13 protein-coding genes and 1 pseudogene are annotated in these 15051 nt (G+C 68.4%); 1 reads left to right on the forward strand and 13 read right to left on the reverse strand.

Translation table 11 applies throughout. The features are described 5' to 3' along the window. Window positions 1-117: 117 nt before the first annotated feature. The 13 genes from ACWDV4_RS30525 to ACWDV4_RS30585 form a co-directional block, all read right to left on the reverse strand. On the reverse strand, window positions 118-561 hold the full coding sequence (locus ACWDV4_RS30525; RefSeq protein ID WP_449985921.1) for a MarR family winged helix-turn-helix transcriptional regulator: 444 nt from the start codon (window positions 559-561) through the stop codon (window positions 118-120). A 9-nt stretch (window positions 562-570) separates the two neighbouring features. Next, on the reverse strand, window positions 571-1461 hold the full coding sequence (locus tag ACWDV4_RS30530) for an alpha/beta hydrolase family protein (protein ID WP_449985924.1): 891 nt from the start codon (window positions 1459-1461) through the stop codon (window positions 571-573). 108 nt (window positions 1462-1569) lie between these two features. Next, complete coding sequence (locus ACWDV4_RS30535) at window positions 1570-4083, reverse strand: RelA/SpoT family protein (RefSeq protein WP_449985953.1); 2514 nt, start codon at window positions 4081-4083, stop codon at window positions 1570-1572. A gap of 194 nt (window positions 4084-4277) precedes the next feature. Continuing rightward, a complete protein-coding gene (locus ACWDV4_RS30540; RefSeq protein ID WP_449985927.1) occupies window positions 4278-4841 on the reverse strand; it encodes an adenine phosphoribosyltransferase in 564 nt (187 codons plus the stop codon). Between the two features lie 84 nt (window positions 4842-4925). After that, window positions 4926-6122, reverse strand: a complete 1197-nt coding sequence (gene secF / locus ACWDV4_RS30545) for a protein translocase subunit SecF (protein ID WP_449985929.1) — start codon at window positions 6120-6122, stop codon at window positions 4926-4928. A 1-nt stretch (window position 6123) separates the two neighbouring features. Continuing rightward, window positions 6124-8028: a protein translocase subunit SecD gene (secD, locus tag ACWDV4_RS30550; protein WP_449985932.1), complete on the reverse strand. Its 1905-nt coding sequence runs from the start codon at window positions 8026-8028 to the stop codon at window positions 6124-6126. 162 nt (window positions 8029-8190) lie between these two features. Then, window positions 8191-8526 carry a preprotein translocase subunit YajC gene (gene yajC, locus ACWDV4_RS30555; protein WP_449985934.1) on the reverse strand — a complete coding sequence of 112 codons (336 nt, stop codon included), beginning with the start codon at window positions 8524-8526 and terminating at the stop codon, window positions 8191-8193. Between the two features lie 138 nt (window positions 8527-8664). Then, on the reverse strand, window positions 8665-9735 hold the full coding sequence (ruvB, locus tag ACWDV4_RS30560) for a Holliday junction branch migration DNA helicase RuvB (protein WP_449985940.1): 1071 nt from the start codon (window positions 9733-9735) through the stop codon (window positions 8665-8667). Continuing rightward, window positions 9732-10334 carry a Holliday junction branch migration protein RuvA gene (gene ruvA / locus ACWDV4_RS30565; protein ID WP_449985942.1) on the reverse strand — a complete coding sequence of 201 codons (603 nt, stop codon included), beginning with the start codon at window positions 10332-10334 and terminating at the stop codon, window positions 9732-9734. The genes ruvB and ruvA overlap by 4 nt, the downstream gene beginning before the upstream one ends. Beyond that, entirely contained in the window at window positions 10331-10858 is a 528-nt protein-coding gene (gene ruvC / locus ACWDV4_RS30570) for a crossover junction endodeoxyribonuclease RuvC (protein WP_449985955.1), read from the reverse strand. Before ruvC ends, ruvA begins: the two co-directional genes overlap by 4 nt. Window positions 10859-11025: 167 nt before the next feature. Then, a complete protein-coding gene (locus ACWDV4_RS30575; protein WP_449985945.1) occupies window positions 11026-11634 on the reverse strand; it encodes a TetR/AcrR family transcriptional regulator in 609 nt (202 codons plus the stop codon). A gap of 10 nt (window positions 11635-11644) precedes the next feature. Next, on the reverse strand, window positions 11645-13231 hold the full coding sequence (locus tag ACWDV4_RS30580; protein WP_449985948.1) for an MFS transporter: 1587 nt from the start codon (window positions 13229-13231) through the stop codon (window positions 11645-11647). A 142-nt stretch (window positions 13232-13373) separates the two neighbouring features. Continuing rightward, on the reverse strand, window positions 13374-14543 hold the full coding sequence (locus tag ACWDV4_RS30585; RefSeq protein ID WP_449985950.1) for a YVTN family beta-propeller repeat protein: 1170 nt from the start codon (window positions 14541-14543) through the stop codon (window positions 13374-13376). Window positions 14544-14693: 150 nt separating this feature from the next. Here ACWDV4_RS30585 and ACWDV4_RS30590 point away from each other — a divergent pair. Beyond that, window positions 14694-14960, forward strand: a pseudogene (locus ACWDV4_RS30590) (MerR family transcriptional regulator); the annotation flags it as partial. Window positions 14961-15051: the final 91 nt, after the last annotated feature.

A 15051-nucleotide genomic window follows, 5' to 3' on the forward strand; every position in this document is an offset into this window, starting at 1 on the left:
ATCAACACCACCCGCGCGCCGCCCCCCCCCCGGCGCGGCCACCAACCCCAACCCCACCCCCCGCGGGTGTGGCCCCCCCCCCCCACCCCACCCCCCCCGCTTCGGTCGTTCTACCCGTCAGCCGCTGGTCCCGCGGCGCATTTCGTTGGCGGTGTGTGCGAGCCACCGGCTGACGACCTGTAGTTCCTCGGCGGTGAAGCCCTCGGTGAGGCGGGCGTTGAGGCTGCCCAGGACGACCCGGGCGGACTCGACGGCCTGCCGGCCAAGGGGCGTCAGGCTAAGCCTGGTGGCGCGGGCGTCCTCCGGGTCCGCCGACCTGTTCACAAGGCCGGCGCGGTCGAGCCGGTTGATCAGGCCACTCATCCCGGACGGGGATGCGTCGAGGGCAGCGGTCACATCACCGATCAACGCATGAGGGTGTCTGGCCAGGTGGAAGAGCACCCCGACCCCGGCCGCGCCGATGCCGGTGTCGCCGGACCTGGCATCGATCCAGCGACGTACCGACCGCTCTGCGACGATGAGCTGGAACACGAGCCGGGGCAAGGGACCGACATCCGTCATCTCGCAAGATTATCTATCTGCGTTAGCTACCTGCTCTTGCAGCCAGGCCAACAGTTCGGGCCAGAGGGTGTGTCGCACCTGACGACGGAAGAACCCGTGGTGGCCAATTGACGCCACCTCGGCGTCGGCCGGGGAATACGTACGGCGCTCGACCTTGGTGGAGACGAGGTGGTCGGTGATCGCGTCGATCTGCCTGGGGGTGGCCCACGGATCGTCGGACAACCCGATCGCCAACACCGGCGTGGTGACGGTGGCCGCCCGTTCCGCCGCCCGCATCGACGGATCATCGAAGAAGTAGCCGGGGTGGCGGGACCATCGTCCCCATTCGGTCATGGCCGCGGCGGGAATGTCCTCGCCCAGCCCGATGCGGCGTGCGGGGACATAGCCGAGGACCGCGCCGAGTAGTGGACCAACGAGGTTCAACACCAGCCGCACCCGCGTGCGCTCAACGAGGCCGGGGATCGTACGGGTCACCCCTGCATGTGAAGCGACCAACGCGAGCGCAGTGAGTTCTTCGGTGCCGTTGCCGAGGGCGAGGGCGTGTCCACCGATGCTGTGCCCGATGGCGAGTTGCGGCAGCTGCGGAAACCGTCGGCGCGTCCAGGCGGCCACGGTCGGCACGTCGTGATCCATCCAGTCGCGCATCCGGAGTTCGCGATGACTGCGGGGTGATCCGGACTTACCGGTGCCCCGATAGTCGTAGGTGACGACGGCGAGCCCGTGCTCGGCCAGGTAGCCCGCGAACGCCGCATAGAAGCGCTCGGGTGTCGCGGTTGCGGGATGGATGACCACGACAGCAGTCGGTTCTGCCGACGGCCACCACAGGGTTCCCAAGATTTCCCCGACGTCCTGCACTTGGACCCGGATCTCCTCAGATGTTACTGGCGAGTCACTTCGCATGCGAAGTAATTTACGTGACCGGTCCCATGCGTCCAAGAGGCAGGCCGGGCACCCAGATCCAGCCGATCACCGGGTAGGGGCCGACCTGGCCCCTACCCGACCACGGGCTCAGGCGCCGGAGGTGACCCGGTACGCGTCGAAGACCCCGTCCACCTTGCGTACGGCGGCCAGCAGGTGCCCCAGATGCTTGGGATCAGCCATCTCGAAGCTGAACCGGCTGACCGCCACCCGGTCCCGGGTGGTGGTGACCGTGGCGGAGAGGATGTTGACCCGCTCGTCGGAGAGGACCCGGGTGACATCGGCGAGCAGCTTGTGCCGATCGAGCGCCTCGACCTGGATCGCCACCAGGAACGTCGACGCGGAGGTCAGCTTCCAGCTCACCTCGACGATCCGCTCGTTCTGCACCTTGAGGTCCTCGGCGTTGGCGCAGTCGTCGCGGTGCACGCTGACCCCACCGGAACGGGTGACAAACCCGAAGACGGTGTCCGGCGGCACCGGGGTGCAGCAGCGGGCCAGTTTGATCCAGACGTCGCTGACGCCCCGTACCACCACACCCGGGTCGTGGCTGCTGGCCCGGCTGCGCGGCGGACGGGTCGCCACGGCGGTCTCGGCGATGTCCTCGGCCGCGCCCTCCTCGCCACCGTAGGTGGCCATCAACCGCTGCACCACCGACTGGGCGGAGACCTGGCTGTCGCCGACCGCCGCGTAGAGCGAGGCGACATCGGTCAGGTGCAGGTCCCGGGCGATCGTCATCAGGTTGTCGGAGCTGAGCATCCGCTGCAGGGGGACCCCCTGCTTGCGCATCGCCTTGACGATCGCGTCCTTGCCGGCCTCGATCGCCTCCTCGCGGCGTTCCTTGTTGAAGTACTGCCGGATCTTCGTCCGGGCCCGCGGGCTCTTGACGAAACCGAGCCAGTCCTGGGTCGGGCCGGCGGTGTCCGACTTCGAGGTGAAGATCTCGATGACGTCACCGTTGGAGAGCGTCGACTCCAGCGGCACCAGCTTGCCGTTGACCCGCGCGCCGATGCACTTGTGCCCGACCTCGGTGTGCACCGCGTAGGCGAAGTCGACCGGGGTCGACCCCGTCGGCAGCGGAATCACGTCTCCCTTGGGGGTGAAGACGTACACCTCCTGGCTGGACAGGTCGAACCGCAACGCGTCCAGGAACTCGCTCGGGTCGCTGGCCTCCCGCTGCCAGTCGAGCAGCTGCCGCAGCCAGGTCATCTCGTCGATGTGCGCGGGCGGGCCGACGATCGTCGCGCCCTTCTGCTCCTTGTACTTCCAGTGCGCGGCGATACCGAACTCCGCCGTACGGTGCATGGCGTAGGTGCGGATCTGCATCTCGACCGGCTTGCCGGTCGGCCCGATGACCGTCGTGTGCAACGACTGGTACATGTTGAACTTGGGCATCGCGATGTAGTCCTTGAACCGGCCCGGCACCGGCTGCCAGTTCGCGTGGATCACGCCGAGCGCGGCGTAGCAGTCGCGCACCGTATCGACCAGGATCCGCACCCCGACCAGGTCGTAGATGTCGTTGAAGTCCCGGCCTCGCACGATCATCTTCTGGTAGATCGAGTAGAGGTGCTTGGGCCGGCCGGTGGTCTCCGCCTTGATCTTCGCGGCCTTGAGGTCGACCTGCACCTTCTGCGTGACCTGGCGCAGCAGGGCCTCCCGCTGCGGCTGGTGCTCGCCGATCAGCCGGAGGATCTCCTCGAACCGTTTGGGGAAGAGGGTGCCGAAGGCAAGATCCTCCAGCTCCCACTTGATGGTGTTCATACCCAGGCGGTGGGCCAGCGGGGCCAGGATCTCCAGCGTCTCCTTGGCCTTCTGCTCCTGCTTCGGCCGGGGCAGGAAGGTCAGCGTACGCATGTTGTGCAGCCGGTCGGCCAGCTTGATTACCAGCACCCGGGGGTCCTTGGCCATCGCGACGACCATCTTGCGGATCGTCTCGGCCTTGGCCGCGTCACCGAGCTTGACCTTGTCGAGCTTGGTGACCCCGTCCACCAGCAGGGCGACCTCGCCGCCGAAGTCCTCCCGCATCTGGTCGAGGCGGTAGTCGGTGTCCTCGATGGTGTCGTGTAGCAGCGCCGCGACCAGGGTGGTGGTGTCCATCCCGAGATTGGCCAGGATCGACGCCACGGCCAGCGGGTGGGTGATGTACGGGTCCCCGGACTTGCGGTACTGCCCGGAGTGCCAGCGGGCGGCCAGGTCGAAGGCCCGCTGCAACAGCCGGACATCGGCCTTGGGGTGGTGCTCGCGATGCGCCGCGATGAGCGGCTCCAGCACCTCGCTGACCTGGGACGTCTGCCACGGGGCGTTGAACCGGGCCAACCGCGCCCGAACCCGACGACCGGTCGGGGCGCTGGCCAGTCCGAAGCCGGAAGGCCCCGTCCCATCGTCGCCGGTCGTACGCACCGCCACGGCCGATTCACCGGACGCGCGTACCGGCACCGGCAACGCGTCTGCCCCGGCAGCTGCGGTAGCGCCCGGCACCGAGGAACCATCGACGACAGCTCCGCTACGGGTCGACGACGTCTGGCCGGCCGTCGGCGGAGCGCCCTGCTCGGACGAACCGTTCGCGGCGCTCTTGGCCTCGCCAGTCGGATGCACCATGCCCTCCACCGGAGGGACGACATCGTGGGACACCGGCCTCCTCACACCTTCCGGAACGGGCCGCCCGAAGCCCGGGCTGGCCGGCTCCTGTGTTCCCAGGCGGAACGGTCTCTACCTGGCCAGGAAAAGGCAATCGTACCCGCCGGGGCGGTCTGCCGCCCTCCCTGAGCCCGTACCGTGCCGGCCGATGGAACGGCAGTCGCCTAGACGGTCAACAATGCATGAACCGGACGGGGTGCCAGTCGCTCCCGGCCGCCGAGAAAGCCCAACTCCAGCAGTACGGTGAAGCCCGCGACCTGTCCGCCGGCCCGCTCGACGAGGTCCAGCGTCGCCGCTGCGGTCCCGCCGGTGGCCAGCACGTCGTCCACCACCAGAACCCGATGGCCGGCGGTGAAGGCGTCCTGATGCACCTCCAGCGTCGCCTCGCCGTACTCCAGGGCGTAGGAGGCCGCGTACGCCGGGCGGGGCAGCTTGCCCGCCTTGCGCACCGGAACGACGCCCACGCCGGTGGCGTACGCGATGGCGGCGGCGATCACGAACCCGCGTGCCTCGATGCCCACCACCACGTCGAAGGAGTCCCGGCCGTGGTAGTCGACGATGCCGTCGATCACCTCCCGGAACACCTGGCCGTCGGCGAAGAGTGGCATGAGGTCCTTGAACATCACGCCCGGCTGTGGGAAATCGGGCACGTCCAGCACCCGGCTCGCCACCAGCTGTGCCGTGGCCGGGCCGCTGTCTCCCCGTACCTCGGTCTGGGTCTCCGTCACCTGGTCCTCTTTCTCATGAAACAAGGCGTCCGTCATGCTGCTCGCACAGCATGCCGGACGCCTTGTCACCGGCGTGGTCCGGGGTCAGCGTCGCTTGCCGCCGCCACCCGGTCGGTTACCGCTACCGCCGGCCGGACGGCCGCCGCGCGCACCGCTCGAGCGCTTGCCCGCCGGTCGGCTACCCACCTTGGGGGTCGCACCGGCGAGCGCCGCGTCCTCTTCCACCTCGTCCGCCGACTCGTCCGTCGTGCGCGCCCGCGCACCCTTCGGCTTGACCTCGCCCGAGGCGATCGCCGCCCGACGGGCCAGGACCCGCTTGGTGTGCGCCTGGATGCGCGGCTCGTAGTCCTTCAGCACGCTCAGCACCGGCGTGGCGAAGAAGATCGACGAGTAGACCGCGATGCCCATACCGAAGAAGAGCACCAGGCCCAGGTCCTTCAGCGTGCCTGCCCCGAGCAGACCCGCACCGATGAAGAGCAGACCGCCGACCGGGAGCAGCGACACCAGACCGGTGTTGATCGACCGCATCAGGGTCTGGTTGATGGCCAGGTTGGCCGCCTCACCGTAGGTCTGGGTGCTGCTGCCGGTGATCGACTTGGTGTTCTCCTGGACCTTGTCGAAGACCACGACCACGTCGTAGAGCGCGAAGCCCAGGATGGTGAGGAAGCCGATGATCGTCGACGGGGTGACCTCGAAGCCGACCAGCGAGTAGATACCTGCGGTGAGCACCAGGTCGAGGATGAGCGACGAGACCGCGGCCACCGCCATCCGCCACTCGAAGCGCAGGATCAGGTAGACCATCACCACCGCGATGAAGATCACCAGACCGAGCAGGGCCCGTTCGGTGACCTGGCTACCCCAGGCCGCGCTCACCCGGTTGACGCTGACCTGGTCGACCGGGATGGAGAACTTCTGGGCCAGCTCCTGCTGGACCTGCGCCGACTCGTCGGTGTCCAGGTCCGTGGTACGCATCTCGTAGGTGCCGTTGTCCCCACCGATGCGCTGGGTCGACACGACGTGCTTCTCGCTGCCGCCAGCGTTCTGCACGGCCTCGTTGACCGTCTTCTCAGCGTCCTCCAGGGTGGCGACACTCGCCGGCACCTGGAAGGCGTTACCACCGCTGAACTCGATGCCGAGACCGAAGCCCCGGATCACCATGCTGCCTATCGCGATCAACACCAGCACGGCGACGACGCCGAACCAGAGCTTCCGCTTACCGACGATGTTGAGTCCGGCCTCGCCCCGATAGAGCCGGGTGGCCAGACCGCTACGACCGCTCATGTCAGGCCTCCTTGGCACGCGGGTTGCGGGGGTTGACCGGCTCAGCCTGGTCGCTCGACTGGAGCACCCGGCCGAGACCGCTGACCCGTGGCGACAGGAAGGCACTGGTCCGCGCGAACATCGTCATGATCGGATGCCGGAAGAGGAAGACCACCACCAGGTCGAGCACCGTGGCCAGGCCCAGCGCGAAGGCGAAGCCCTTCACCGTGCCGACCGAGACGATGTAGAGCACAACGGCCGCCATGATCGTGATGGTGTTGGCCGAGATGATCGTACGACGGGCCCGGGTCCACGCGCGGGGCACCGCGCTACGCGGGCTGCGCCCTTCCCGGATCTCGTCCTTGAGCCGCTCGAAGTAGATGACGAAGGAGTCAGCAGCCACACCGAGCGAGACGATGAATCCGGCGATACCGGCGAGCGTCAGCGTGAAGCCGATCTGCCGGCCGAGCACCACCAGCGCGCCGAAGACCAGCAGCGCCGACATGATCAGGCTCAGGAAGATGACCGTGCCCAGCAGTCGGTAGTAGAAGAACGCGTAGATGGCGACCAGAAGCATGCCGATGCCGGCGGCCAGCAGACCCGCCCGCAGATAGCTGGCGCCCAGCGTCGCGGTGACGTTCTGCGCCTCCGACTGCTCGAAGGTGACCGGCAGCGCGCCGTAGCGCAGCTGGCCGGCGAGTTCGTTGGCGGTCTGGTTGGTGAAGCTGCCGGTGATCTGCGAGTTGCCGGTCAGCACCCCCTGGATCTCCGGTGCGGAGATCACCTTCTTGTCGAGTACAACCGCGACCCGGCACTTGCCGCTGTCCCCCAGCGCCCCGGCGTCACAGGCCTGGCCCTCGTTGGTGAACGCCTCCCGGGTCAGGTTGGTCCACTTCTTCTGTCCCTCGCCGGTGAAGTCGAGGCTGACCACCCACTGGCTGGTGGTCCCGTCGAGCACCCCGTTGGCGTCGCTGACGTCAGTGCCCAGCACCTTGGCCACGTCGAGGAAGTACTTGACCGGGCCCTCACAGGCGACGGCCTGCTGGTTCGCGTCCTGGATCGCGGCCGGTGCCCGGTCGTCGAGCTGCACGCAGGTGATGTTCGGGATGTTGAACTGCATCTGCGGGGTCAGTGCACCGACCTCGCGACCGGAGAGCGCGCCGAACGGCTTGAGCTGCTCGGCCAACGTCGGGTCCTGGGTGAGGTCCGCCGGGGCCTGCAGCGCGCTGGCCGCCTGCCAGGCCGCCGCGCCGACCTTCTGCTGAATGGCGGCCCGCTGCTGCTCGATGGTCTGCCCCTCCGGAGCGGCGGCGGAAGCCGAGGCGCTCGGCGTCGCGGCCGGGGCGCTGATGACATTGGCCTCCGCGGTGGGCGTGGCGCTCGGGGCCATGCCGCCCTGTCCGCCAGCGGCGCCGGCCGAGGCCGAGGCACCCGGGGCGGGGGTGCTGGACGCACCCGGCGCCGGGCTACCCGAGGCACCCGGGGTCGGGGTGGCACTGCTGGTGGGAGCCGGGGCGGCGACGCCACCACCGTCGGCGACCTTCAGCACCTTGCGGAACCGCAACTCAGCGGCGGCACCGATGTCCTTCAGGTCGCGGTTCTCGCCCGGCAGCGAGATGACGATGTTGCGGTTACCCTCGACCACGACCTCGGCCTCGGCCACGCCGTAGCCGTTGACCCGGTCCTCGATGATCCGCCGGGCCTCCTCGAGGTTCCGCTCCGACGGCGGCTGACCATTGGTGGTGTTGGTCGCCTCCAGCGTCACCCGGGTGCCACCGATGAGGTCCAAACCGAGTTTCGGCTCCAGGCGCTCCTTCCAACCGCCGCTGGCGCCAGCAAAGAAGACCAAGAGGTAAAGGACGGCAAAGATGAGCCCGAGCACGGCAAGTTGCCGCCCGGGCCGCATCTGTCCCTGAGGTGGTGCCACGGCTGTCCTGTCTCCCTGCGCGGTTCGGCCGCTGATGCTCTGCGGCGAGTGGGACCGGTGTACCCGGCGACGTTCGTACCGCGCCAGGCGCTGGATCACGCCGGACGCGGCTTTCAGATATTTCGATATATTACCTATCCCGACCGATTTGGCGAGGACAGGTCACTCCTTCACTTCCGCCTCTTCCACGACCGTCTCGGTCGGCGTCGCCTTGTTCACGACCCGGGCGATGGCGGGACGGGCATACCGCGTCTGAACCCCGGGTGCCACTTCCAGCAGCACCGTCTCGTCGTCACCGCCGGCGATGGTGCCGTAGAGGCCGCCAATGGTCACCACTTCGTCGCCCGGACCGATCCCGGCCTGCATCTGCTCCGCCTCACGGCGCCGCTTCTGCTGCGGCCGGATCATCATGAAATACATAACGCCGAAAAGCAGAACAATCATGAGGATCGGCATGAAGCTGCCGGCTCCGCCAGTGTTCTCTTGTGCGTAAAACACGGTCTATGACCTTCCCATTGGCCTCCGACCGCACCCCAAGGAACCGAAGCGGAGGCAGGATCTCACGTCCTGTACAGACGGCGGCGAGTCTAATCCCTGTTGCTGGGAACGCCGAAGGTGGTACGGATCACGAACGGATCACGGACGATCGGGGTCCCGAGAGAAAAGATCGGGCGCCGGGGCAACACCACCACCAAATGTACCATTTGGGACAGGCTTCCCCAGGTGCCGCCAAGCGGCCTCGGTGGCGACCCGACCCCGAGGCGTACGAGCCAACAACCCGGCGCGTACCAGGAACGGCTCACACACCTCTTCGACCGTGTCCGACTGCTCGCCGACCGCCACCGCGAGGGTGGACAACCCCACCGGCCCGCCCCGGAACGAGTCGACCAGAGCGGTCAGCACCGCCCGGTCCAGCCGGTCCAGCCCCAGGTCGTCCACGTCGTAGACGCGCAACGCCGCCTGTGCCACCTCCAGGGTCACCACCCCGTCGGCGCGTACCTCGGCGTAGTCCCGGACCCGGCGCAGCAGCCGGTTGGCGATCCGGGGCGTACCCCGCGACCGGCGGGCCACCTCGACCGCCCCATCGTCGGTGATCGGCACCCCGAGGATCCGGGCCGAACGTTGCAGTAGCGCCTCCAACTCCGCCGGCGCATAGAAGTCGAGGTGCGCCACGAACCCGAACCGGTCACGCATCGGGCCGGTCAACAACCCGGCCCGGGTGGTCGCGCCGACCAGGGTGAACGGCTCGACGTCCAGCGGGATGGCGGTCGCCCCCGGGCCCTTGCCCACCACCACATCGACCCGGAAGTCCTCCATCGCGCTGTAGAGCAGTTCCTCGGCCGGCTTGGCGATCCGGTGAATCTCGTCGATGAAGAGCACGTCGCCCTCGGCGAGGCTGGTCAGGATCGCGGCGAGATCGCCAGAGCGCTCGATCACCGGACCGCTGGTGGCCCGGATGCTGGTCCCCAGCTCGGCGGCGACGATGTTCGCCAGGCTGGTCTTACCCAACCCGGGCGGGCCGCTGAGCAGGATGTGGTCCGGCGGGGCACCCCGCTTCATCGCGCCCCGCAGCAGCAGGTCGAGCTGGTCGCGTACCCGGTTCTGGGCGATGAACTCGGCCAGCCGTTTGGGGCGTACGGTCGCCTCGGCGTCGCGCTCGGCATCGCTGGCGTACGCCGACACCATCCCTTCGGGCTCGGCCGTCATCGGGTCCTACCGAGCAGCCGGATCGCCTGCTTGAGCAGGACCGGGACCGGCGGGACCGGCCCGTCGAGGCTCTCCGCCACGGCGGTTACCGCCTGATCGGCCTGCCCGGCGGTCCAGCCCAACCCGACCAGCGCCTGGCGTACCTGCTCCGGCCACGCTCCGGCGGTGACCCCGGCCGCGCCGTCCGCCCCCACCGGGATCGGGCCGATCTTGTCCCGCAGTTCCAGCACCAACCGCTCGGCCCCCTTCTTGCCGACCCCGGGCACCCGGGTCAGGGCAGCGGTGTCACCGTTGGCGATGGCCTTGCGTACGGCGTCGGGGGTGTGCACCGCGAGCACCGCCTGCGCCAGCCGGGGACCGACCCCGCTGGCCGTCTGGAGCAGTTCGAAGATCTGCTTCTCGTCGTCGTCGGCGAAGCCGTAGAGGGTGAGCGAGTCCTCCCGGACGACGAGGCTGGTGGCCAGCCGGGCCGGCTCGCCCACCCGCAGGTTGGCCACGGTGCCCGGTGCGCACTGCACGGCCAGACCCACCCCGCCGACCTCGATCACCGCCCCGGCGGGTGACACCGCGGCGACGACCCCGCGCACGCTGGCGATCATCTCGTTCCTCCTCGTCGGACCCGGTCGGCTGCGGCGGCCAACTTGGACCGCGTACCGCCGCGCCAGATGTGACAGATGGCCAACGCCAGCGCATCGGCGGCGTCGGCGGGCCTCGGCGGCGCGTCGAGCCGTAGCAGTCGGGTCACCATGCTGGTCATCTGGGCCTTGTCGGCCTGGCCCGAGCCGGTGATCGCCGCCTTCACCTCGCTCGGTGTATAGGTCTGCACCGGCAAGCCCACCCGGGCCCCGGCCAGTACGGCGATCGCGCTGGCCTGCGCGGTGCCCATCACGGTACGGACGTTGTGCTGACTGAACACCCGCTCGACGGCGACGCTGGCGGGCTGGTGCTCGGCCACCAGGCGGGTCAACTCCTGGTCCAGCCGCAGCAGCCGCAGCGGCAGCTCCTCGCCCGGATCGGTCTGCACGACGTGGTAGGCGACCATGGTGCACGGTCGGCCGGGCACTCCCTCGACTACGCCGACCCCACACCGAGTCAGTCCCGGGTCGACACCCAGCACCCGCAACGCGGTCCCCTCCCCCGGTCTGCCGGTCGGCAACACTCGTGTCCCGCCAGCACGTACGTGTGTTCGACACCCTACTGGCCACGGGTGACACCGGCTCGCGGGGACACACCGGACAGCGACGGTGCCCGGATAGCGGCCCGGACGGCGGCGGTGCCCCGCGCGGCGGATCAGCCGCGAGTGGCGATGCCGGCGAGGATGGCGTCGACTACCCGCTCGGGCAGATCGTGCTCGTCGATCCGATGCCAGTGCAGCAATCGCTGCAACAGCACGGGACCGGTCAGCAGTGACATGGTCAACTCGATGTCGAGGTCGGCGCGCAACTCGCCGGAGTCCATGCCCCGACGCAGCACGTCGCGCATCAACTGCCGGCGTGGTTCGAGCACTTCCTGATAGAGCCGGTACTGCTCCGGGCTCCGGCGGATCTCGGGCACCAGGCACGGCATGATCTGGGTGGCGCGGGGATCCTCGTGGGAGCCGACCGGTCCGAGCAGGGTCACCAGGTCGTCGCGGATCGAATGTCCGGCGGGCACCGGCGGCGGTCCCTTGAGGGTGGCCAGCGCGTCACGCAGCAGCGCCACCTTGTTCGGCCAGCGCCGATAGATGGTCGCCTTGCCCACCCCGGCCCGGGCGGCGATCGCCTCGATGGAGAGCGTGTCGACGGTGCCCCCCTCGGCCAGCAGGTCCAGCACGGCCTCGACAATCGCCTCGTCCGCGCGGCTGCTCCGAGGTCGCCCAGGGGGCCTCGGAGCAGCCACGTCAGACGTCATGTCAGGCATTGTCCCCGACCTACGAGGCCGAAACCAATTCCGGTTCGCCGGCCGACTTAGGCGAACCGTGCGGCTCCGGCGAGACAGGTGGCTTCGTGCTTCGACCAGGTAGCCAGCGCAGCACCACCAGTACGCCGAGGGCCGCAATGGCTGCCGCCACTGCGGCGGCGACGTGCATGGCGGAGACGAAGGCATCGTTGGCGGCGGCGATCACGTTCTCTCCGGCGGGGCCGAGCTGTCCGGCCACCCCGTACGCCCCGGCGATCGACTCGTTTGCGGCGGTGCGGGCCGGGCCCGACAACGCCGAGGTGGCGGAGCCGATCTCGCCTCGGTAGACCCCGGCGAGTACCGAACCGAGGATCGCCACCCCGAGTGCGCCGCCGACCTGACGGACGGTGTTGCTGACCGCCGAGCCGACCCCGGCCCGTTCCCGGGGCAGCGCCGACATGATCGACTCCGTGGCCGGCGGCATGACGCTGGCCATGCCGGCGCCCTGGACGAAGAAGACCGCACCGACGATCCAGATCGGCGTGTCTGCCCCGATGAGGACGAACGCGCCGAGGGTGAGCGCGACCAGCACCAGTCCGCAGGCGGAGACGACCCGGGCACCGAAGCGCTTGACCAGACCGGCGCTGCCCGTCGAGAACAGCAGCTGGGCGGTGGCGAACGGCAGGAACAGCAGGCCGGTCTCCAGTGGGGTGTAGCCGCGTACCAGCTGTAGGTAGAAGGAGCCGAAGAACATCATGCCCATGGAGGCGAAGAAGACCAGTCCGATCACCGCGACCGGGGCGGCGAAGCGAGGGATCCGGAACAACCGCACGTCCAACGACGGAAACTCGATGCGCCGCTCGTAGGCGACGAACGCCGCCAGAACGGCCAGGCCACCGACGATCGACGCCCAGACCAGCGGTCGGTCGAAGCCATGCTCGCCACCGTCGATGATCCCGTACGAGAGGCCCACCAGCCCGACCACGGAGAGCAGTACGCCGACAATGTCGATCCCGCCGGGCTGGCGGTGCCGGGACTCGGGCACCAGCAGCACCACCGCCAGTAGCCCGATCAGCACCACCGGCACGTTGATCAGGAAGACCGAGCCCCACCAGAAGTGTTCCAGGAGCAGCCCGCCGAGGATCGGGCCGATGGCGATGGCGAGCCCGACCGCACCGGACCAGATGCCGATGGCCCGGGCCCGTTCCCGGGGGTCGAAGACGTTGGAGATGATCGCGAGGGTGACCGGCATGATGGCCGCGCCGCCGAGTCCCATCAACGCGCGGGCCGCGATCAGGTGGCCGGGCTCCTGGGCGTACGCGGACAGCAGTGACGCCAGCCCGAAGACGGCCAGTCCGACCAGCAGGAAACGTTTGCGTCCGTACCGGTCGCCGAGGATCCCGAAGGTGAAGAGCAGACCGGCGAAGACCAGCGTGTAGGAGTTGATCGACCACTCCAGCTCACCCTGGGTGGCACCCAGGCCGTGCACCGGGTCGGCGAGGACGCGCAGCGCGACGTTGAGGATGGTGTTGTCCAGCACCACGACCAGAAGGCTGAAGACGAGCACCCCGAGGATGCCCCACCGCCTCGGGTGTCCGGTGTTCTCGTGCGGTTGCATCGGTCCGCTGCTCTCCCCCGGTACGCCCGCACCCAAATACGGCACGGGGCAGTTTCGTAACAGGGAAGGACGCTACAAGACAAAGAACCGATACGGAACCGTCTCGTTTCGCATGTGACCCAGCCCACCGCACCGGGATCGATCAGCGAATGTTGCCGGTGTGTCCCAGGGAGTAGCGACCCGGCTGCGGCCAGATGGTCAGGCCGTGCGGCCCGTCACCGACCGGTATCCGGGCGAGCAGCTTGCCGTCGTCAGTGCTCAACGCGTACACCTCGTTGTGCTGGCGGCCGGAGAGCCAGAGCACCTTGCCGTCCGCGGAAACTCCACCCATGTCCGGGCTGCCGCCGCCGGGAATCCGCCAGGTCGCGGTCGGCTTCAGCGTGGCCAGATCCAGTACGGTCACACTGCCCTCCCCCCGGTTGGTCACGTACGCGACCTGACCGTCCCGGCTGAAGTAGATGCCGTGCGCCCCCTCACCGGTGGGGATGAAGTCCAGTCGACTGGTGGCGGTGCCATCGAAGACGTACACCCCGTCGGCGTTCATGTCGGCCACCAGGAACCGCTGCCCGTCCGGGGTCAACCGGGTGTCCTGCGGCATCCCGTCCATCACCTGGGGCAGGTCGAAGTGCCGGATCTTCTCGTGCGTCGTCCCGTCGAGTACCAGCATCCGGTTGGCGAACTCGCAGCTGAACAGCATCACCCGACCATCGGCCGAGTAGTCCATGTGGTTGATCCCGGCGCACTCCGGGAACTCCAGCGACTTCGTCCGCTCCCACGTCTTGAGGTTGTAGAAGTCCAGCCGCTTGTACGCCTCGGCGACCACGATCGCCTGCTGCCCGTCCGGCGTGAAGTAGAGGTTGTAGACGTCCTCCAGGTTCCGGAACTCGCCGGGCTTGGCGGTCCTCGGGTCGATCGGGATCAGGCCGCCGGTGGGGATCCGACTGGAGGCGACATAGAGGGTGCGCATGTCGTACGAGGGAACGATGTGCTGAGGTTCCGGCCCGCCGGGAAACTTGTCGACCACCTTGTACGTGGCGGGATCGATGACGTAGACGTCGTCGCTCTTGGTGTTGGGTACGTAGACCAGCGGCTTGTCATCCCGTACCTGCTCGCTGAGCATGTTCGGCCCAGCGGCGGCATAGACGCTCGGGCCACCCAGATAGGCCGGCATGCCGGCTATCAGCTCGTTCGCCGGCACGGGCGGGGGCACCTGTTCGGGGATCTTCGCCGAGTTACGGGGCGCCTCCGTGCAGGCACTCAGCCCCGCCAACAGCCCCACCACAGTTACCGCGATCCCACGCTTCACCTTCATCACAAATGCTGACTTTAAGCACGAATTGCGGGGTTTCTCCGAAAATTACTGCCTTTCAGCCAGATGTGCATCCGCTGCGTCTCAGCCGACTGCCCTGATCGGGCCGCGCTTGACTGTGACACCGTGTCAGGGGCCACGGTGGGAGGGGTCATGTTCAGTATTGGAGACTTCGCCAAACTCGGCCGGGTGTCGGTCCGCATGCTGCGTCACTACGACGCGATCGGACTACTCCGTCCCGCCGCCGTCGACCCGGCCAGTGGATACCGCTTCTATCGGGCCGAGCAACTGCGCCGCCTCAACCGAGTCATCGCGCTCAAGGAACTCGGATTCACGCTGCAACAGGTGCAGACGGTGCTTGACGACCGGGTGGACATCGTCGAGTTGCGCGGGATGCTGCGCCTACGCCGGGCGCAACTAAGGCGTGTTTCAGAAGTGGTGGGTTTGATCAAGGTCACGGCGTGGCGGTGATCGACAACTGAAGAGGTCTCCGGTATCTGGTTCTGCGACC

The sequence above is a fragment of the Micromonospora sp. NPDC003197 genome, assembly GCF_053590565.1.